Here is a 19,570-nt window from a genome sequence, read left to right as displayed (position 1 = left end):
TAAGACTGACGAAGTCAGTTACATATATCTACGGCAAGGTGAAGCTGACGTGGTTTGAAGAGATTTTCGAAGAGTATGAACGTATGTTTCGAGAGAAGCGCTAAGTCCCCCTTTAAAGATTTCCAAGACTATCTTTCTTCATGAGGAAAGATAGTTTTTTGGTATGATTTTCACCCCCAAAATACAAGGGGAATGTGTTACAATAGTAGTAACAGATAATAGAAAAGAGAATAGATGAGAATTGCAGATTATAGTGTGACCAAGGCAGTGCTGGAGCGTCACGGTTTTACCTTTAAAAAGTCCTTCGGGCAAAATTTCCTGACGGATACCAATATCCTTCAAAAAATTGTGGATACGGCTGAAATTGATGACCAGGTCAATGTCATCGAAATCGGGCCAGGTATTGGTGCCTTGACGGAGTTTCTGGCTGAGTGTGCAGCCCAAGTCATGGCTTTTGAGATTGACCACCGTTTGGTGCCAATTTTGGTAGATACCCTGCGTGATTTTGATAATGTGACTGTAGTTAACGAAGATATTCTCAAGGTTGATTTGGCGCAACATATCCAAAATTTTAAAAATCCTAACCTGCCAATCAAGGTAGTGGCTAATTTGCCTTACTACATCACGACGCCTATTCTCATGCACTTGATTGAAAGTGGCATTCCTTTTAGTGAGTTTGTCGTCATGATGCAAAAAGAAGTGGCGGATCGCATCTCCGCTCAACCAAATACCAAGGCTTATGGTAGCTTGTCGATTGCGGTGCAGTATTACATGACAGCCAAGGTTGCCTTTATCGTGCCTCGTACGGTATTTGTGCCAGCGCCAAACGTGGACTCTGCTATTTTGAAAATGGTGCGCCGTCCAGAGCCAGCTGTAGAAGTAGAAGATGAGAACTTCTTCTTTAAGGTTTCCAAGGCTAGTTTCACCCATCGCCGCAAGACCTTATGGAATAACCTGACAGGTTACTTTGGCAAGACTGAGGAAGTCAAGGACAAGCTGACCAAGGCTTTGGATCAAGCAGGCTTGTCACCAAGTGTGCGTGGGGAAGCTCTCAGCTTGGAAGAGTTTGCCAGTCTAGCAGATGCACTTAAAGGGCAAGGGCTCTAAGATGCAGGGACAAAAACTTAATTTTAGTAAAAAATGAAGTAGATCTTTCTATGATAAAACGCATATTATCAAGGTTTTCCAACACCTGATAATATGCGTTTTTCTGATTTTAAAGACTTTTGTCCCAGCATCTTGGTATATATAGTAGATTGAAATAAGATATGAACAAAGAGATTAGGAAAGTCAAATTAATTTCTAGAAACGTTTTAGAATCCTTAGTGTACTATTCTAGGTTTAATCCACTATAGTTCGTATTAAATCAATGAATCAGTAGTTGATTGGGCACTTCATTAGATTTTTAAACTCGTGAAATACCTGATTAGCCTTGTGGGGCTGGACCAACGAAATCGAGTCTTTGTCTACCGATTTCTGCCCCATCGATTTTTCACTCGACATTTATATATGAAATTTACCCTAACAATACTATTCTATCATAAAACTAGTAGAAAAAACAGTCTTGTATTTATTTATTTTTGTGCTATATTAGTAGGTGAATAAGGGCATGTTCAATAGACTTAGAAAGGAGTTTTTTGTAGCAAACTATTGAAATATATGTAGCCAAGATTTGGAACAGTTACCTATAGGAGTGTGAATTGCTTTCAGATAGATATCCTATTCTGAAATATAAGGAAACGTTCATCTTATATTAGCTATTTTTACTTCTCTTGAAAATGGGAAGGAGATATTCATGAGAAAAAAATTAGTCAATAGCCTTATGTTTGCAGTGGTTCTATCAGGATTTCCTATTGCGACTTATGCAAATGAGAAGAATATTGGTCCAAATATAACGGTTTCTAATGGGCAAACTAGATTATCTATACCTGAAAAAAATGGGGTAGAAGTGATTCAGTCTGAAGAAAATCGAGTTGTATATGAGGTGAAAGAGGCCGCTAAAATAGAAAATAGCAATGGAGATATGGTGGCTCCCATTGTTGTGGATAGCCGTATTACTTCTATAAATAATCAAGTAGTACAAGGAAAAACTGTTTATACCGCTGATTTAGAGAAGGCTACTTTTGTTGAAGAGGCTTACAATAAGCTTGCTAAACCAACGAATATATTAGACCATATTTTTGGTATACAGAAAGTGCACGCTTATACTCAAAACATTACTACCCATCAAAGTCAGTTTGATAGTACTTATAGTGTGGAATTGTATACTGTTGTTCACTGGGTGAGTTATGATGGAGGTGTACAAAAAAAATATTACTAAAATAAGTGGAGGAGTTGACTTCCATGAAAGGGATATCGAAATAGAATCTTCAAGTGTGGAAGTTAGACAAGATGGTTGGTATTCATCCCAGCAAAAATGGTTTCATCCAGGTGCAAGAAGTAGTTGGGAGTATAGCACAGGTTTTTCTAAGCTTGGACCAGGTGAAAATCGGGTAGTAACTAATTATACTGTTCATTTGATTCGATATGGAGATAGATGGTCAGCTTACTTGCAAAATAATCCATGGTAGAGAATATGAAAAAAATAATTAGTCCCCTTCTTTTTTTAGTGAGCTATTGTTTACCTTTCTATAAAGTAGTTGATGTGATTGATGGAGAAACGACTGAAAGTATGATTTATGGTTTTCAATTTATGTTGCGAAATTGGTCAATCTATCTACTTTGTCTGTTCTTATTGATGATTTTTCTATGGCGAAAGCAAGGATGGGTTCTAATTGTAGCAGTATTTATGTATGTTCTTTGTTTACTATCTCTAACGACCTATGATTTCTATCAATTTCCAATCATCTATCTACCAGGCTATTTTATAGAGTCTGTCTTTCCCCACATGATGTATGGAGTTTATATTCATATTTTTTGTCTTGCTTTATTAGGTTTTTTCTATTACACACAGAAAAAGTAAAGCGAACAGGGAGTTTTAGGCTCTCTGTTCGCCTGTTTTTATATAAGGAGGTAGATTCGTTATTTTTGTATAAAACTTTGTATCTAAAGCGTGAGTGTATCTTTTTCTTTTAGAATAGACTTATCGAAATTGTAAAGAGAAGCTAAGCTAAAATAGCTTTTTTTTGTTATAATGGAACTAACAATTTTAAAGGAGTTATTTTGCAAGGACAAATCATTAAAGCCTTGGCTGGGTTCTACTATGTAGAGAGTGATGGTCAGGTCTATCAAACACGCGCGCGTGGAAATTTTCGTAAAAAAGGGCATACCCCTTACGTTGGGGACTGGGTCGATTTCTCTGCCGAGGAAAATTCAGAAGGCTATATCCTCAAAATTCACGAACGGAAAAACAGTCTGATCCGTCCGCCCATTGTCAATATTGACCAAGCTGTAGTAATCATGTCCGTCAAGGAACCTGATTTTAACAGCAATTTGCTGGATCGTTTCTTGGTTCTTTTGGAGCACAAGGGTATTCATCCCATCGTCTATATTTCCAAAATGGATTTGTTGGAAGATAGAGGAGAACTGGATTTTTACCAACAGACTTATGGTGACATCGGCTATGACTTTGTGACCAGTAAAGAGGAACTCCTGCCTTTGTTAACAGGCAAGGTTACGGTCTTTATGGGGCAGACAGGTGTTGGAAAGTCAACTCTTCTCAATAAAATCGCACCGGACCTCAACCTTGAAACAGGAGAAATCTCAGACAGTCTGGGGCGCGGTCGCCATACCACTCGAACTGTTAGTTTTTACAACCTCAATGGGGGTAAAATCGCAGATACACCAGGCTTTTCATCCTTGGACTATGAAGTATCAAGGGCGGAAGACCTTAATCAGGCCTTTCCAGAGATTGCTAGTGTTAGTCGAGACTGCAAGTTCCGTACTTGTACCCATACCCATGAGCCTTCTTGTGCGGTCAAGCCAGCTGTAGATGGAGGAATCATTGCAACCTTCCGTTTCGAAAACTACCTGCAATTCCTCAGTGAAATTGAAAATCGCAGAGAAACCTATAAAAAAGTCAGCAAAAAAATTCCAAAATAAGGAGAAACCTATGTCTCAATACAAGATTGCTCCGTCAATTCTGGCAGCAGATTATGCCAACTTTGAACGTGAAATCAAACGTCTAGAAGCAACTGGGGCAGAATATGCCCATATCGATATCATGGACAGTCATTTTGTACCGCAAATCAGTTTTGGTGCAGGTGTGGTCGAGAGCCTTCGTCCTCATAGTAAGATGGTTTTCGATTGCCACTTGATGGTGTCAAACCCTGAGCATCATCTGGAAGATTTTGCGCGTGCAGGTGCAGACATCATCAGTATCCATGTAGAAGCAACACCTCATATTCATGGCGCCCTCCAAAAAATTCGTTCACTCGGAGTTAAGCCTTCAGTCGTTATCAATCCTGGCACACCAGTTGAAGCCATCAAGCACGTCCTTCATCTAGTTGACCAAGTTTTAGTCATGACGGTTAATCCAGGTTTTGGTGGGCAAGCCTTTCTGCCAGAAACCATGGATAAGGTTCGTGAGTTGGTTGCTCTTCGTGAGGAAAAAGGTTTGAACTTTGAAATCGAAGTGGATGGTGGGATTGATGACCAAACTATTGCTCAAGCCAAAGAAGCTGGTGCGACTGTTTTTGTAGCAGGTTCCTATGTCTTTAAGGGAGATGTCAATGAGCGAGTACAAACTCTCAGAAAACAACTGGACTAGGGTTGCCGTTTTTGCAGGAGGAGACCGCGGTCATTATCGGACGGATTTTGATGCTTTTGTCGGTGTGGATCGAGGCTCGCTCTGGGTCTTGGAAGAAAACCTTCCTCTTGCTCTAGCAGTCGGAGATTTTGATTCTGTGACGGAAGAAGAGCGACAGATGATTCAAAAACGTGCCCAGCATTTTGTTCAAGCCCGACCAGAAAAGGATGATACAGATCTGGAATTGGCTCTCTTGACCATCTTTGAACAAAATCCTCAGGCTCAAGTCACTATTTTCGGTGCTTTGGGTGGCCGTATTGACCATATGTTGGCCAATGTCTTTCTGCCTAGCAATCCCAAGTTGGTACCTTATATGCGCCAGATAGCGATTGAGGATAGACAAAACTTGATTGCCTATTGTCCAGAAGGGACCAGTCAGCTAGAACCCCGTTCAGACTACGACTATCTAGCTTTTATGCCGGTTCGGGATAGCCAGCTGACCATTCTTGGAGCCAAGTATGAGTTGACAGAGGAGAATTTTTTCTTTAAAAAAGTGTACGCTTCTAACGAATATATAGATAGGGAAGTGTCAGTGACTTGCCCAGATGGCTATGTGGTCGTGTTGCATAGTAAGGACAGGAGGTAGGATGGAAAGTTTATTAGTTCTATTATTGCTTGCCAACCTAGCTGGACTTTTTCTGATTTGGCAAAGGCAGGATAAGCAGGAAAAACATCTCAGCAAGAGCTTGGAGGATCAGGCAGATCATTTGTCAGACCAGTTGGATTACCGTTTTGAACAAGCCAGACAAGCCAGCCAGTTAGACCAAAAAGATTTGGAAGTGGCTGTCAGCGACCGTTTGCAAGAAGTGCGAATCGAATTGCACCAAGGCCTGACCCAAGTCCGTCAAGAAATGACAGATAATCTCCTCCAAACTAGAGACAAGACTGACCAACGTCTCCAAGCCTTGCAGGAATCAAATGAGCAACGTTTGGAACAAATGCGCCAGACAGTCGAGGAAAAACTAGAAAAGACCTTGCAGACACGCTTGCAAGCTTCCTTTGATACAGTTTCCAAACAACTGGAGTCGGTCAATCGTGGTCTTGGAGAAATGCAGACAGTTGCCCGTGATGTCGGCGCCCTCAACAAGGTTCTCTCTGGAACCAAAACGCGAGGGATTCTGGGCGAATTGCAACTGGGGCAAATTATTGAGGACATCATGACCCCTGCCCAGTACGAACGAGAATACGCAACAGTTGAAAACTCCAGTGAACGAGTGGAGTATGCTATCAAGTTACCTGGTCAAGGCGACCAGGAATACGTCTATCTGCCAATTGACTCTAAGTTTCCACTAGCAGATTATTACCGCCTAGAAGAAGCCTATGAAGCAGGTGACAAGGACGAAATTGAACGCTGTCGTAAGTCGCTCCTAGCCAGCGTCAAGCGCTTTGCCAAGGATATCAAGAGCAAGTACATAGCACCGCCTCGGACGACCAATTTTGGAGTTTTGTTTGTTCCGACAGAAGGGCTCTACTCAGAAATCGTCCGCAATCCTGTCTTCTTTGATGATTTGAGACGGGAGGAGCAGATTATTGTTGCAGGTCCAAGTACCCTATCAGCTCTTCTTAACTCCCTATCGGTTGGTTTCAAAACCCTCAATATCCAAAAAAGTGCTGACCATATCAGCAAGACTCTTGCCAGCGTCAAGACCGAGTTTGGCAAGTTTGGTGGTATTCTGGTAAAGGCACAAAAACATCTCCAACATGCCTCTGGCAATATTGATGAATTATTAAACCGTCGTACCACAGCTATCGAGCGGACGCTCCGTCACATTGAGTTGTCAGAAGGTGAGCCTGCGCTTGATCTACTCCATTTCCAAGAAAATGAGGAAGAATATGAAGATTAGTCACATGAAAAAAGATGAGCTGTTTGAAGGTTTTTACTTAATCAAATTAGCTGACCTGAGGCAAACTCGAGCTGGGAAAAACTACCTAGCCTTTACCTTCCAAGATGATAGTGGCGAGATTGAAGGAAAACTCTGGGATGCCCAACCTCATAACATTGAGGCCTTTACCGCAGGTAGGGTTGTCTACATGAAAGGGCGCCGAGAAGTTTATAACAACACTCCACAGGTCAATCAAATCACTCTCCGCCTGCCGCAAGCTGGTGAACCCAATGACCCAGCTGATTTCAAGGTCAAGCCACCGGTTGATATCAAGGAAATTCGTGACTACATGTCGCAAATGATTTTCAAAATTGAAAATCCTGTCTGGCAACGGATTGTCCGAAATCTCTACACCAAGTATGATAAGGAATTCTACTCCTATCCAGCAGCCAAGACCAACCACCATGCCTTTGAAACAGGCTTGGCCTATCATACGGCGACCATGGTGCGCTTGGCAGATGCCATTAGCAATATTTATCCTCGGCTCAATAAGAGCCTGCTCTATGCGGGAATTATGCTGCATGACTTGGCTAAAGTTATCGAGTTGACGGGACCAGAACAGACTGAGTATACAGTGCGAGGCAATCTTCTTGGACATATCGCTCTCATTGATAGCGAAATTACCAAGACGGTTATGGAACTCGGTATCGATGATACCAAGGAAGAAGTCGTTCTGCTTCGTCATGTCATCCTCAGTCACCACGGCTTACTTGAGTATGGAAGTCCAGTCCGTCCACGCATTATGGAAGCAGAGATTATTCATATGATTGACAATCTGGATGCCAGCATGATGATGATGTCAACAGCTCTGGCTTTGGTGGATAAAGGAGAGATGACCAATAAAATCTTCGCTATGGACAATCGTTCCTTCTATAAACCAGGTTTAGATTTATAATTTAAGAAAAATGAACATTTTTTAGAATAAGAATGTTCGTTTTTTTCTGTGAATATGGTATAATAAGTAAAAGACAAAAATGAATACTCTTCGAAAATCTCTTCAAACTAGGGTAGTATCGCCTTGTCGTATGTATATATGCAGGTATATTACAGGATTTGTCAGTTCTATCGACAATCTCAAAACAGTGTTTTGAACCACCAGTGACCAGCTTTCTAGTTTGCTTTTTGATTTTTTGAATAAAAATGGAATAGGAAATAGAAATGAAATTAAGAAGAAGTGATCGGATGGTTGTCATTTCCAACTATTTGATTAATCATCCTTATAAACTAACTAGTCTCAATACTTTTGCTGAAAAGTATGAATCTGCTAAATCATCCATCTCAGAAGATATCGTCATTATCAAACGCGCCTTTGAGGAAATCGAAATCGGTCACATCCAGACTGTGACTGGGGCTGGCGGAGGTGTTATCTTTACACCATCAATCTCAAACCATGATGCTAAGGAAATGGTTGAAGACTTGCGTGCCAAGTTGTCAGAAAGTGACCGTATCTTGCCAGGTGGCTACATCTACCTGTCTGATTTACTTAGCACACCAGCCATCTTGAAAAATATTGGTCGCATTATTGCCAAGAGCTTTATGGATCAAAAAATTGACGCGGTTATGACAGTAGCAACCAAGGGTGTGCCACTTGCAAATGCAGTTGCCAATGTCCTCAATGTCCCTTTTGTCATTGTGCGCCGTGACCTGAAAATTACCGAAGGTTCAACGGTTAGCGTCAACTATGTATCCGGTTCAAGTGGTGACCGTATCGAGAAAATGTTCCTTTCAAAACGGAGTCTCAAGGCAGGTAGCCGTGTCTTGATTGTGGATGACTTCTTGAAAGGCGGCGGAACTGTCAATGGGATGATTAGTCTCTTGCGCGAATTCGACTCAGAATTGGCAGGTGTAGCGGTCTTTGCGGACAATGCCCAAGAAGAACGTGAAAAGCAGTTTGAATACAAGTCACTCTTGAAGGTAACCAATATTGATGTCAAGAACCAAGCCATCGATGTTGAGATTGGTAATATTTTTGACACAGAAGAATAAAGGATAAAGGTTGGAACGGTTGTCCCAGCCTTTCTTTGCAAATAGAATAGAAGGAAACTTATGAAAACACCATTTATTAATAAAGAAGACTTAGAAGCGATTGTAGCCGAGTTCCCAACTCCCTTTCACTTATATGATGAGAAGGGAATTCGTGAGAAGGCAAGAGCCGTCAACCAAGCCTTTTCGTGGAACAAGGGCTTTAAGGAATATTTTGCAGTTAAGGCTACTCCAACCCCAGCTATTTTGAAAATTATCCAAGAGGAAGGCTGTGGTGTGGACTGCTCTAGTTACGTAGAGCTTTTGATGAGCCATAAACTGGATTTCCCTGGTTCTGAGATTATGTTCTCTTCAAACAATACGCCAGATAAGGAATATGCCTATGCGCGTGAATTGGGTGCGATCATTAACTTGGATGCCTTTGAAGATATTGAACATTTGGAGCGAGCAGCAGGCATTCCAGAAATCATCTCATGTCGTTATAATCCTGGAGGCGTTTTTGAACTGGGGACAGACATTATGGATAATCCTGGGGAGGCTAAGTTTGGTATGACCAAGGACCAACTCTTTGAATCCTTTGCCATCTTGAAGGAAAAAGGAGCCAAGACTTTTGGGATTCACTCCTTTCTAGCATCCAATACTGTCACCCATCTCTATTATCCAGAGTTGGCGCGTCAGCTTTTTGAATTGGCTGTTGAAATCAAGGAAAAGCTGGGTATTTCACTAGACTTTATCAATCTTTCCGGGGGTATTGGAGTCAACTATCGTCCTGAGCAGGAGCCAAATGATATCGCCTTGATTGGTGAGGGAGTTCGTAAGGTGTATGAAGAGGTTCTTACGCCAGCAGGTCTTGGTCAGGTCAAGATTTTCACCGAATTGGGTCGTTTTATGCTGGCACCTCACGGTGCTTTAGTCACAAGAGTCACTCATAAGAAGAAAACCTACCGTACCTATCTAGGTGTGGATGCATCAGCAGTCAACCTCATGCGTCCAGCTATGTACGGAGCCTATCACCATATTAGCAACATGACCCATCCAGATGGATCAGCTGAAGTGGTAGATGTGGTTGGTTCACTCTGTGAAAACAATGATAAATTTGCAGTCAATCGCGAACTGCCTCATACAGAAATCGGTGATTTGCTGGTCATTCATGATACAGGTGCCCACGGTTTTTCAATGGGCTACCAGTACAATGCCAAACTTCGTTCTGCGGAAATCCTTTATACTGAAGAAGGCAAAGCCCGTCAAATCCGCCGTGCAGAGCGCCCTGAAGACTATTTTGCAACCTTGTATGGTTTTGATTTTGAAGAATAATCTGAGAATAGATTGAAAATGAAATTGAAAAACAGATTGCTTTCTAAAAAATAGGTAAAAATCTTGTTTTTCCTTCAAGTCGTGATATAATAAAACTATAAAACGTTTTCAAGGAAGGTGACGATATGTCTGAAGAAACAATTGATTATGGACAAGTGACAGGAATGGTGCATTCGACAGAAAGTTTTGGGGCGGTAGATGGCCCTGGTATTCGCTTTATTGTCTTTTTACAGGGCTGTCACATGCGTTGCCAGTATTGCCATAACCCAGATACTTGGGCTATGGAGTCCAATAAATCACGTGAACGGACGGTAGATGATGTCTTGACAGAAGCCTTGCGCTACCGTGGTTTCTGGGGAAATAAGGGCGGGATTACAGTCAGCGGAGGAGAAGCCCTCTTGCAGATTGATTTCCTGATTGCCCTTTTCACCAAGGCTAAGGAACAAGGAATCCACTGTACCTTGGACACCTGTGCCCTTCCTTTCCGTAATAAACCACGTTACCTTGAAAAGTTTGACAAACTCATGGCTGTCACTGACTTGGTTCTCTTAGATATCAAGGAAATCAACGAAGAACAGCACAAGATTGTTACTAGCCAAACCAATAAAAATATCTTGGCCTGTGCCCAGTATCTATCAGATATTGGAAAACCTGTCTGGATTCGCCACGTGCTAGTTCCAGGATTGACAGACAGAGACGATGACTTGATTGAACTTGGTAAGTTCGTCAAGACTCTTAAAAATGTGGATAAGTTTGAAATTCTGCCTTATCACACCATGGGTGAGTTTAAATGGCGTGAATTGGGAATTCCCTATTCCCTCGAAGGGGTTAAACCACCAACAGCAGACCGCGTTAAGAACGCTAAACAACTCATGGATACCGAAAGTTACCAAGACTATACGAAACGTGTACATGGATAGAAAAGAAGCCTGATGGAAACATCGGGCTTTTGACTTGCAAAAAGACTTAGCAAATCAGCTAAGCCTTTTTCTTCTTATCTCGAACGTTGTTTTCCAGCGTTGCGATTTTTGTGTTTTTTCTGGCTTGTGATAGCAGTTGGTTGTTCAGGGGTAACGTCTTTTCGTCCACTTGGTTTAGAGAAAGCACTTGCTTTTGGTGGGTTCTTGGCTAGTTCTTCACGGACTTTTTTGCGAAGTTTTGGACGAACGATATAGTTGACGATAAACTGTTGGAGAATCATCATGAAACCACCAACAACCCAATAAAGTGTGACACTAGCTGGTGAGATGAGGGAGAAGCCGGCAATCATGACTGGGCTCACGTAAGCCATTTTCTTGATTTGATCTCTTTGCGTTTGATCCTCTACTCCGTGAAGTGAAAGGAGTGATTGAAGATAGTAAAGGACACCAGCGCAGGCAGCCAAAATCATACTTGGAGAGCCTAGAGGGATGCCTAGGTAGCTTGCTTGAGCAACCCCTTCAGTATGTTGGGCAGTAAAGTAGATGGCAGAGAAGAAAGGCATTTGAAGGAGGAGAGGGAAACATCCTACTCCACCAAACATACTGATGCCATGCTCTTTTTGAGCGGCAAAGAGAGCTTGTTGGGCTTCGAGTTTTTCTTCTTGAGTAGTTGCTTCCTTGAGACGCGTTTGGTGTGGCTCAAGGACGTGCTTGAGGGCGTTCATCTTTTCAGAGTGAAGCGTTGTCTTCCATGATTGGTAGATACCAAGTGGCAAGATAATCAAGCGCACGATAATGGTTACGATAATGATAGCGACACCAAAGCCTAGACCTTTATCATTGGCGAAGTACTTGATAGCTTCAGCCATAGGCGCTCCGAAAGTATTCCAAATGACTCCTGTTGGCTGACCTGTGGTTTTATCGACATTGACACAGCCAGTCAAGACAAGCAACATAGCCACTCCCATAGCTGAGAGTGCAAAACGTTTAATAGATTTCACTGTTTTTATTCCTTCTTTAAAAATTATACCTTTCTATTCTACTGTTTTTTTACAAAATATACAATAGTTCTGGAGACCTAATTTGCGATTTTAAAGTCAGAGTAGGGAGGAAAGTTGCTTAGTTTGACATCTAAGTAGCTTACTTTTGAAAAAGGTGTCGGTCCTTTTCGGATTTCTTGGATAAATTTTGCCATGATAGCAGATGAGTCTGCTTGGGCTAAGATTTCCACTGTGCCATCGTCGTTATTCCAGACTCGACCTGTGATGCCACCGATTTCAAGGGCCAGGCTATAAACACCCCAACGAAAGCCGACTCCCTGCACCCTACCTTGGGCAATCATTCTAACCTTTTGCATACCAAACCCCTTTGATTGTGTTATAATATTTCTATGACTATTATAACCTCAAAAGCCAATTCTGTGGTAAAAAATGCTAAGAAATTACACCAAAAAAAATACCGCAAGTCTGCCTATTTGATTGAAGGCTGGCACTTGTTTGAAGAAGCTGTCCAAGCTGGAGTGACGATTGAGAAAATCTTTGCCCTAGAAAATTACCGAGATCAGTTAGATGATTTTCCGCAAACTGTCTGGGTGTCAGAGAATATTTTGCTAGATTTGGCGGATTCTCAGACCCCACAGGGAATTGTTGCGGTGGTTCAAAAAGAAGAAGTAGGACAAGCTGATTTGAGTCAGGGCAAGTTCTTGTTTTTGGAAGATGTGCAAGATCCTGGTAATGTAGGAACTATCATTCGGACTGCGGATGCAGCAGGTTTTACTGGAGTAATTGTTTCGGATAAATCGGCAGATATCTACAGTCTCAAGACCTTACGTTCCATGCAAGGCAGTCATTTTCATCTGCCTATTTACCGGATGTCGAGCCAAGCGCTTCTCGAGGAAGCTAAGGAAGCAGCTATCCCAGTGCTGGCAACAACCCTATCTAAAGATTCTGTTGATTACAGAGAACTGCCTCCTATAGAAAATTTTGTACTAGTCATGGGAAATGAGGGCCAAGGAATTAGTCCCCTTATGGCTGAAAGTGCAGACCAGTTGGTCCATATTAGCATGAAGGGGCAGGCGGAGAGTTTGAATGTTGCCATTGCAGCTGGTATTTTGATTTTCCATTTAAGCTAATTTTAACTTTTTTTGTTATAATCAAGGAAAGATGTTCATAGAAAAGGAGAAAAGATGAATCACACTATTATACATGACCGTGTAGGTCTCAATCAATTTTACGCTAAGGTATATGCCTTTGTTGGTCTGGGAATCGGACTATCTGCTTTGGTATCAGGCCTTATGTTGACGGTCTTTCAGTCTCAGTTGCTTTACTTTTTGATGCAGGGGCGTCTCTGGTTGACCATTGCAACCTTTGCAGAATTGGCCTTGGTTTTCGTTGCCAGTAGCATGGCTTCAAGAAATAGTCCAGCTGCTCTTCCAGTATTTTTGCTATACTCTGTTTTAAACGGTTTTACCCTTAGTTTTGTGGTAGCCTTCTATACTCCGGGTACAGTTTTATCTGCCTTTGTATCGAGCGCCCTTCTCTTCTTTGTCATGGCTGCAGTTGGTATCTTCACCAAGAAAGATTTGAGCGGTCTTGGTCGAGCTATGATGGCGGCTCTGATCGGTTTGATTATTGCTATGATAGTCAATATTTTCTTGTCTAGTGGTTTCTTTGATTATATGATTAGCGTAGCCATGGTCTTGGTTTTCTCAGGACTGATTGCCTGGGATAACCAAAAAATTCGCCTTGTCTATGAACAATCGCAAGGTCGTGTAGCGACAGGCTGGGTGGTGTCAATGGCTCTCAGTATCTATCTTGATTTTATCAATCTCTTCCTAAGTATTTTACGTATCTTTGGTCGTAATGATTAAAAGGTCTATAAAATCAGTGTTTTGAGTGACACTGATTTTTTTAAATTTTCTCTTTTCTTTTCTTGGAAATAGGTGTATAATGTTTTTAACTAATTTTTGAGGAGTAGCCTATGAAGAAAAGTTTTATTCACCAACAAGAAGAAATTTCCTTTGTCAAAAATACTTTTACCCAGTATTTGAAAGATAAGTTAGAAGTTGTCGAAGTTCAAGGTCCTATCTTGAGTAAGGTCGGTGACGGAATGCAGGACAACCTGTCTGGTGTGGAAAATCCAGTATCGGTCAAGGTTCTCCAAATCCCTGATGCTACTTATGAAGTGGTGCACTCACTTGCTAAATGGAAACGCCACACCTTGGCTCGTTTTGGCTTTGGTGAAGGAGAGGGTCTCTTTGTCCACATGAAAGCCCTTCGTCCAGATGAGGATTCCTTGGATGCAACCCACTCTGTTTATGTTGACCAGTGGGACTGGGAGAAAGTTATCCCAAATGGTAAACGTAATATCGCTTATCTAAAAGAAACAGTTGAGAAGATTTACAAGGCTATTCGCCTGACTGAGCTAGCTGTTGAAGCCCGCTATGACATCGAGTCTATCTTGCCAAAACAAATCACCTTTATCCACACAGAAGAGTTGGTAGAACGCTACCCAGACTTGACACCAAAAGAGCGTGAAAATGCGATTTGTAAAGAATTTGGAGCCGTCTTTTTGATTGGTATCGGTGGCGAGTTGCCAGATGGTAAACCGCACGATGGACGTGCACCAGACTATGATGACTGGACAAGCGAGTCTGAGAATGGCTACAAGGGTCTAAATGGTGATATTCTTGTCTGGAATGAGTCTTTAGGTGGAGCCTTTGAGTTGTCTTCTATGGGAATTCGTGTAGATGAAGAAACTCTTAGACGTCAGGTGGAAATTACAGGTGATGAAGACCGCTTGGAATTGGAATGGCACAAGTCTTTGTTGAATGGCCTATTCCCATTGACAATCGGTGGAGGAATTGGACAATCTCGTATGGCTATGTTCCTACTTCGCAAGAAACACATTGGAGAGGTGCAAACAAGTGTTTGGCCTCAAGAAGTCCGCGATACTTACGAAAATATTTTGTAGAGAATCGAACCGCAAGGTTCGGTTTTCTTTCTCTTTTTGTCTATAATTTGGTATAATAAACAGTATGAAAATCGTATCAGGAATCTATGGGGGACGTCCCCTCAAGACACTAGAGGGCAAGACGACAAGGCCTACTTCAGATAAGGTTAGGGGCGCCATTTTTAACATGATTGGTCCCTACTTCGAAGGGGGACGAGTCTTGGACCTTTATGCAGGTAGTGGTGGTTTATCTATCGAAGCAGTATCGCGTGGCATGTCCAGCGCTGTTTTGGTGGAGCGAGACCGTAAGGCTCAGACCATCGTGGCTGAAAATATCCAGATGACCAAGGATGTTGGAAAATTTCAACTCCTCAAGATGGATGCAGAAAGGGCATTGGATCAGGTATATGGGGAATTTGACCTTATTTTCTTAGACCCTCCTTATGCCAAGGAACAAATGGTAGCAGATATTGAAAAAATGGCTGAGAGAGAGCTTTTTTCTGAAGATGTCATGGTTGTGTGTGAGACGGATAAGGCCGTTGAACTTCCAGAAGAAATTGCCTGCCTGGGTATCTGGAAGGAAAAGATTTATGGAATTAGTAAGGTGACAGTCTATGTCAGATAAGATTGGCTTATTCACAGGCTCATTTGATCCGATGACAAATGGGCATCTGGATATGATTGAACGGGCGAGCAGACTTTTTGATAAGCTCTATGTTGGTATTTTTTTTAATCCCCACAAACAAGGATTTCTCTCTATCGAAAGTCGTAAACGGGGGTTAGAAAAGGCTTTGGAACATTTGGGGAATGTTGAAGTCGTGTTTTCTCATGATGAATTGGTTATTGATGTTGCAAAAAGACTGGGGGCTACTTGTCTAGTGCGTGGTTTGAGGAATGCAGCGGATTTGCAATATGAAGCCAGTTTTGATTACTACAACCATCAGCTGTCTCCTGATATAGAGACCATTTATTTACATAGCCGACCTGAACATCTCTATATTAGTTCATCAGGCGTTAGAGAGCTTTTGAAGTTTGGTCAGGATATTGCTTGCTATGTTCCCGAGAGTATTTTGGAGGAAATAAGAAATGAAAAAAAAGATTAGATGGCCCTTATATGTCATTGCGGCCTTGATTGTGACCTTCTTGGCATTTGTGGTGCCTTTGCCCTACTATATAGAGGTTCCAGGTGGTTCGGAAGATATTCGCCAAGTCCTCAAAGTCAATGACACAGAAGATAAGGAAGCTGGTGCCTATCAATTCGTTACGGTTGGTGTCCAGCACGCTACTTTAGCCCATATGATTTATGCTTGGTTGACGCCTTTTACAGATATTCGTAGTGCCCAAGAGACTACAGGTGGATCTTCCGATGTGGAATTTATGCGGATCAATCAATTCTACATGCAGACATCGCAAAATATGGCCAAGTATCAAGGACTAAAAACAGCTGGTAAGGATATCGAACTCAAGTACTTTGGGGTTTATGTCTTGAATGTGACGGATAATTCAACCTTTAAAGGGATTCTCAATATCTCTGATACGGTCACAGCAGTCAATGATCAGACCTTTGATAGTTCCAAAGACTTGATTGATTACGTCAGTTCTCAAAAATTAGGAGACTCAGTTAAAGTGACCTATGAAGAGGATGGGCAAACCAAGTCTGCAGAAGGAAAGATTATCAGCTTGGAAAATGGAAAAAATGGGATTGGAATCGGCTTGATTGATCGTACAGAGGTAATCAGCAATGTCCCAATTAGTTTTTCAACAGCTGGTATTGGCGGTCCAAGTGCTGGTCTCATGTTTAGTCTAGCTATCTATACTCAAATAGCTCACCCAGGTCTTCGTAATGGTCGTATTGTTGCCGGTACAGGAACCATTGACCGTGATGGGAATGTGGGGGACATTGGTGGTATTGATAAAAAAGTTGTAGCTTCGGCTAGGGCAGGTGCCGCTATTTTCTTTGCCCCTGATAATCCTGTTAGCGAAGAAGAACAAAAAGCACACCCGGATGCAAAAAACAACTACCAAACAGCCTTAGAAGCATCCAAAACAATCAAGACAGATATGAAAATCGTGCCCGTTAAAACCCTACAAGATGCAATTGATTACTTGAAAAACAATCCCTAGTTTTTAAGTGAAGTTTCCAAACTAGCGCACAAACAGAGAAGATGGTATAATAGTCAAATGGTTCAATTATTATTCACTCTAAGCAGTCACATGCTCTTTATTTATGTGAGTTTTTACCTTTTAAAGGATCTTGTTAGATGGGAAAAGGTTTTAAAAGTGACAGCTGAGAATACAAGAAAAGTTCGTTTATTAGTAGGTTTTTTCAGCATTGTAATGGGCTATATCTTGAGTTCTTTCTTTATCAGCCTGTATCATTTGTGGCAAGAAGCGCTTAGAGGATTATTATAAAATCAAGAGTAAAGGAAACGAGTATGGACAAAATTGTGGTTCAAGGTGGCGATAATCGTCTGGTAGGAAGTGTAACCATCGAAGGAGCAAAGAATGCAGTCTTGCCCTTGTTGGCAGCGACTATTCTAGCAAGTGAAGGAAAGACAGTCTTACAGAATGTACCGATCTTGTCGGATGTCTTTATTATGAATCAGGTGGTTGGTGGTTTGAATGCCAAGGTTGACTTTGATGAGGAAGCCCATCTTGTTGAGGTGGATGCTACTGGCGACATCACTGAGGAAGCCCCTTACAAGTATGTCAGCAAGATGCGCGCCTCCATCGTTGTATTAGGGCCAATCCTTGCCCGTGTGGGTCATGCCAAGGTATCCATGCCAGGTGGTTGTACAATTGGTAGTCGCCCTATTGATCTTCATTTGAAAGGTCTGGAAGCTATGGGGGCTAAGATTAGTCAGACAGCTGGTTACATCGAAGCCAAGGCTGATCGCTTGCATGGAGCTCATATCTATATGGATTTCCCAAGTGTTGGTGCTACGCAGAACTTGATGATGGCAGCGACTCTGGCTGATGGGGTCACAGTGATTGAAAATGCTGCGCGTGAGCCTGAGATTGTTGACTTAGCCATTCTCCTTAATGAGATGGGAGCCAAGGTCAAAGGTGCTGGTACAGAGACTATTACCATTACTGGTGTTGAGAAACTTCATGGTACGACTCACAATGTAGTCCAAGACCGTATCGAAGCAGGAACCTTTATGGTAGCTGCTGCTATGACTGGTGGTGATGTCTTGATTAAAGACGCTGTCTGGGAGCACAACCGTCCCTTGATTGCCAAATTGCTTGAAATGGGAGTGGAAGTGACAGAGGAGACTGAGGGAATTCGAGTTCGCTCTCAACTAGAAAATCTAAAAGCTGTTCATGTGAAAACCTTGCCCCACCCAGGATTTCCAACAGATATGCAGGCTCAATTTACAGCCTTGATGACAGTTGCAAAAGGCGAATCAACCATGGTGGAGACAGTTTTCGAAAATCGTTTCCAACACTTAGAAGAGATGCGTCGCATGGGCTTGCACTCGGAGATTATCCGTGATACAGCACGTATTGTTGGTGGACAGCCTTTGCAGGGAGCGGAAGTTCTTTCGACTGACCTTCGTGCCAGCGCAGCCTTGATTTTGACAGGTTTGGTAGCACAGGGAGAAACTGTGGTCGGTAAATTGGTTCACTTGGATAGAGGTTACTACCGTTTCCATGAGAAGTTGGCGCAGCTAGGTGCTAAGATTCAGCGGATTGAGGCAAATGATGAAGATGAATAAGAAATCAGGCTACGTAGTCAAGCGTTTACTTTTAGTAATTCTAGTACTGATTTTAGGTGCACTAGCCCTAGGAATCGGTCTAATGGTAGGCTATGGAATTTTGGGCAAGGGACAAGATCCATGGGCCATCCTGTCTCCAGCAAAATGGCAGGAATTGATTCATAAATTTACAGGAAATTAGGCTGGGAGACCAGCCTTTTTATAAAGATAAGGAGAAATATGAACAAAAAAACAAGACAGACACTGATTGGCTTGCTAGTGTTATTGCTCTTATCTGCGGGGAGCTATTATATTAAGCAGAATGAACTAGGCAATCAGGCTGCTAAGACAAAAATAAGTCAGAAAAGTCAATCACCAGACGCGCCTGGTCAAGAATTGGCGGAAAGTGTCTTAACAGACGCAGTCAAAAACCAAGTAAAAGGGAGTCTGGAGTGGAACGGATCAGGTGCTTTTATCGTCAATGGTAATAAAACAAACCTAAATGCCAAGGTTTCAAGTAAGCCCTACGCTGATAATAAAACAAAGACGGTGGGCAAGGAGACCGTACCAACCGTGGCTAATGCCCTCTTGTCTAAGGCTACTCGTCAGTACAAGAATCGTGAAGAAACTGGGAATGGTTCGACTTCATGGACTCCTCCAGGCTGGCATCAAGTCAAGAATCTAAAGGGCTCTTATACCCATGCAGTCGATAGAGGTCATCTGTTAGGCTATGCCTTAATCGGTGGTTTGGATGGTTTTGATGCCTCGACAAGCAATCCTAAAAACATTGCTGTTCAGACAGCCTGGGCAAATCAGGCGCAGGCCGAGGATTCGACTGGTCAAAACTACTATGAAAGTAAGGTGCGTAAAGCCTTGGATAAAAACAAGCGTGTCCGTTACCGTGTAACCCTTTACTACGCTTCAAACGAGGATTTAGTTCCTTCAGCTTCACAGATTGAAGCCAAGTCTTCAGATGGAGAATTGGAATTTAATGTTCTAGTTCCCAATGTTCAAAAGGGGCTTCAACTGGATTACCGAACTGGAGAAGTAACTGTAACTCATACTCAATGAAAA

The 19,570-nt window shown here is 42.2% G+C and carries 23 protein-coding genes; 21 read left to right on the top strand and 2 right to left on the bottom strand.

The window, feature by feature from the left end; all coding sequences use genetic code 11:
• Positions 1-234: 234 nt before the first annotated feature.
• The 11 genes from rsmA to pflA all read left to right on the top strand — a co-directional run bounded on the left by rsmA (position 235) and on the right by pflA (position 10,847).
• Positions 235-1,107 carry a 16S rRNA (adenine(1518)-N(6)/adenine(1519)-N(6))-dimethyltransferase RsmA gene (gene rsmA / locus HT719_RS10175; RefSeq protein WP_101514586.1) on the top strand — a complete coding sequence of 291 codons (873 nt, stop codon included), beginning with the start codon at positions 235-237 and terminating at the stop codon, positions 1,105-1,107.
• Between the two features lie 688 nt (positions 1,108-1,795).
• Complete coding sequence (locus tag HT719_RS10170; protein WP_240156572.1) at positions 1,796-2,320, top strand: hypothetical protein; 525 nt, start codon at positions 1,796-1,798, stop codon at positions 2,318-2,320.
• A 55-nt stretch (positions 2,321-2,375) separates the two neighbouring features.
• Complete coding sequence (locus HT719_RS11770; protein WP_226372460.1) at positions 2,376-2,570, top strand: hypothetical protein; 195 nt, start codon at positions 2,376-2,378, stop codon at positions 2,568-2,570.
• A gap of 592 nt (positions 2,571-3,162) precedes the next feature.
• On the top strand, positions 3,163-4,041 hold the full coding sequence (gene rsgA, locus HT719_RS10165; RefSeq protein WP_138699876.1) for a ribosome small subunit-dependent GTPase A: 879 nt from the start codon (positions 3,163-3,165) through the stop codon (positions 4,039-4,041).
• A 10-nt stretch (positions 4,042-4,051) separates the two neighbouring features.
• Entirely contained in the window at positions 4,052-4,708 is a 657-nt protein-coding gene (gene rpe / locus HT719_RS10160; protein ID WP_000085021.1) for a ribulose-phosphate 3-epimerase, read from the top strand.
• A complete protein-coding gene (locus tag HT719_RS10155; protein ID WP_172929113.1) occupies positions 4,671-5,333 on the top strand; it encodes a thiamine diphosphokinase in 663 nt (220 codons plus the stop codon). The genes rpe and HT719_RS10155 overlap by 38 nt, the downstream gene beginning before the upstream one ends.
• 1 nt (position 5,334) lies before the next feature.
• On the top strand, positions 5,335-6,591 hold the full coding sequence (locus HT719_RS10150; protein ID WP_172929111.1) for a DNA recombination protein RmuC: 1,257 nt from the start codon (positions 5,335-5,337) through the stop codon (positions 6,589-6,591).
• The gene (locus tag HT719_RS10145; RefSeq protein WP_172929109.1) at positions 6,581-7,525 is read left to right on the top strand and encodes a 3'-5' exoribonuclease YhaM family protein; all 945 of its coding nucleotides are present in this window, start codon (positions 6,581-6,583) and stop codon (positions 7,523-7,525) included. Before HT719_RS10150 ends, HT719_RS10145 begins: the two co-directional genes overlap by 11 nt.
• 263 nt (positions 7,526-7,788) lie before the next feature.
• Positions 7,789-8,616: a pur operon repressor gene (gene purR, locus HT719_RS10140; RefSeq protein ID WP_007284882.1), complete on the top strand. Its 828-nt coding sequence runs from the start codon at positions 7,789-7,791 to the stop codon at positions 8,614-8,616.
• A gap of 60 nt (positions 8,617-8,676) precedes the next feature.
• A complete protein-coding gene (locus HT719_RS10135) occupies positions 8,677-9,927 on the top strand; it encodes a diaminopimelate decarboxylase (protein WP_172929107.1) in 1,251 nt (416 codons plus the stop codon).
• A 125-nt stretch (positions 9,928-10,052) separates the two neighbouring features.
• On the top strand, positions 10,053-10,847 hold the full coding sequence (gene pflA, locus HT719_RS10130) for a pyruvate formate-lyase-activating protein (protein WP_001288274.1): 795 nt from the start codon (positions 10,053-10,055) through the stop codon (positions 10,845-10,847).
• A 74-nt stretch (positions 10,848-10,921) separates the two neighbouring features.
• Here the strand turns inward: pflA and yidC are convergent, their stop codons facing one another.
• The gene (gene yidC / locus HT719_RS10125) at positions 10,922-11,848 is read right to left on the bottom strand and encodes a membrane protein insertase YidC (RefSeq protein WP_172929106.1); all 927 of its coding nucleotides are present in this window, start codon (positions 11,846-11,848) and stop codon (positions 10,922-10,924) included.
• 77 nt (positions 11,849-11,925) lie between these two features.
• Positions 11,926-12,204, bottom strand: coding sequence for an acylphosphatase (locus tag HT719_RS10120; RefSeq protein WP_001174613.1), 279 nt, complete (start codon positions 12,202-12,204; stop codon positions 11,926-11,928).
• A gap of 33 nt (positions 12,205-12,237) precedes the next feature.
• On the opposite strand from HT719_RS10120, the gene HT719_RS10115 reads away from it, so the two are divergent.
• The 10 genes from HT719_RS10115 to HT719_RS10070 all read left to right on the top strand — a co-directional run bounded on the left by HT719_RS10115 (position 12,238) and on the right by HT719_RS10070 (position 19,567).
• Positions 12,238-12,978: an RNA methyltransferase gene (locus tag HT719_RS10115; protein ID WP_172929104.1), complete on the top strand. Its 741-nt coding sequence runs from the start codon at positions 12,238-12,240 to the stop codon at positions 12,976-12,978.
• A 54-nt stretch (positions 12,979-13,032) separates the two neighbouring features.
• A complete protein-coding gene (locus HT719_RS10110) occupies positions 13,033-13,716 on the top strand; it encodes a Bax inhibitor-1/YccA family protein (RefSeq protein WP_023933293.1) in 684 nt (227 codons plus the stop codon).
• Positions 13,717-13,826: 110 nt separating this feature from the next.
• On the top strand, positions 13,827-14,819 hold the full coding sequence (gene asnA, locus HT719_RS10105) for an aspartate--ammonia ligase (protein WP_138699882.1): 993 nt from the start codon (positions 13,827-13,829) through the stop codon (positions 14,817-14,819).
• A 64-nt stretch (positions 14,820-14,883) separates the two neighbouring features.
• Entirely contained in the window at positions 14,884-15,423 is a 540-nt protein-coding gene (gene rsmD / locus HT719_RS10100) for a 16S rRNA (guanine(966)-N(2))-methyltransferase RsmD (protein WP_172929102.1), read from the top strand.
• Entirely contained in the window at positions 15,413-15,901 is a 489-nt protein-coding gene (gene coaD, locus HT719_RS10095) for a pantetheine-phosphate adenylyltransferase (RefSeq protein WP_054388450.1), read from the top strand. Before rsmD ends, coaD begins: the two co-directional genes overlap by 11 nt.
• On the top strand, positions 15,885-16,922 hold the full coding sequence (locus HT719_RS10090; protein ID WP_138699884.1) for a SepM family pheromone-processing serine protease: 1,038 nt from the start codon (positions 15,885-15,887) through the stop codon (positions 16,920-16,922). The genes coaD and HT719_RS10090 overlap by 17 nt, the downstream gene beginning before the upstream one ends.
• A 57-nt stretch (positions 16,923-16,979) precedes the next feature.
• Positions 16,980-17,210 carry a DUF1146 family protein gene (locus HT719_RS10085; protein ID WP_023933289.1) on the top strand — a complete coding sequence of 77 codons (231 nt, stop codon included), beginning with the start codon at positions 16,980-16,982 and terminating at the stop codon, positions 17,208-17,210.
• Positions 17,211-17,233: 23 nt separating this feature from the next.
• Positions 17,234-18,517: a UDP-N-acetylglucosamine 1-carboxyvinyltransferase gene (gene murA, locus HT719_RS10080; RefSeq protein WP_172929100.1), complete on the top strand. Its 1,284-nt coding sequence runs from the start codon at positions 17,234-17,236 to the stop codon at positions 18,515-18,517.
• Positions 18,510-18,698, top strand: a complete 189-nt coding sequence (locus HT719_RS10075) for a DNA-directed RNA polymerase subunit beta (protein WP_025169885.1) — start codon at positions 18,510-18,512, stop codon at positions 18,696-18,698. The genes murA and HT719_RS10075 overlap by 8 nt, the downstream gene beginning before the upstream one ends.
• A gap of 38 nt (positions 18,699-18,736) precedes the next feature.
• The gene (locus HT719_RS10070) at positions 18,737-19,567 is read left to right on the top strand and encodes a DNA/RNA non-specific endonuclease (protein WP_023936731.1); all 831 of its coding nucleotides are present in this window, start codon (positions 18,737-18,739) and stop codon (positions 19,565-19,567) included.
• The last annotated feature ends 3 nt before the right edge of the window (positions 19,568-19,570 follow it).

This window comes from Streptococcus sp. k-378, from assembly GCF_013277505.1.
Lineage (GTDB): Bacteria > Bacillota > Bacilli > Lactobacillales > Streptococcaceae > Streptococcus > Streptococcus pseudopneumoniae.
Note: the sequence above shows the minus strand (reverse complement) of the source record. Positions and strands in the feature narration are given on the sequence as shown.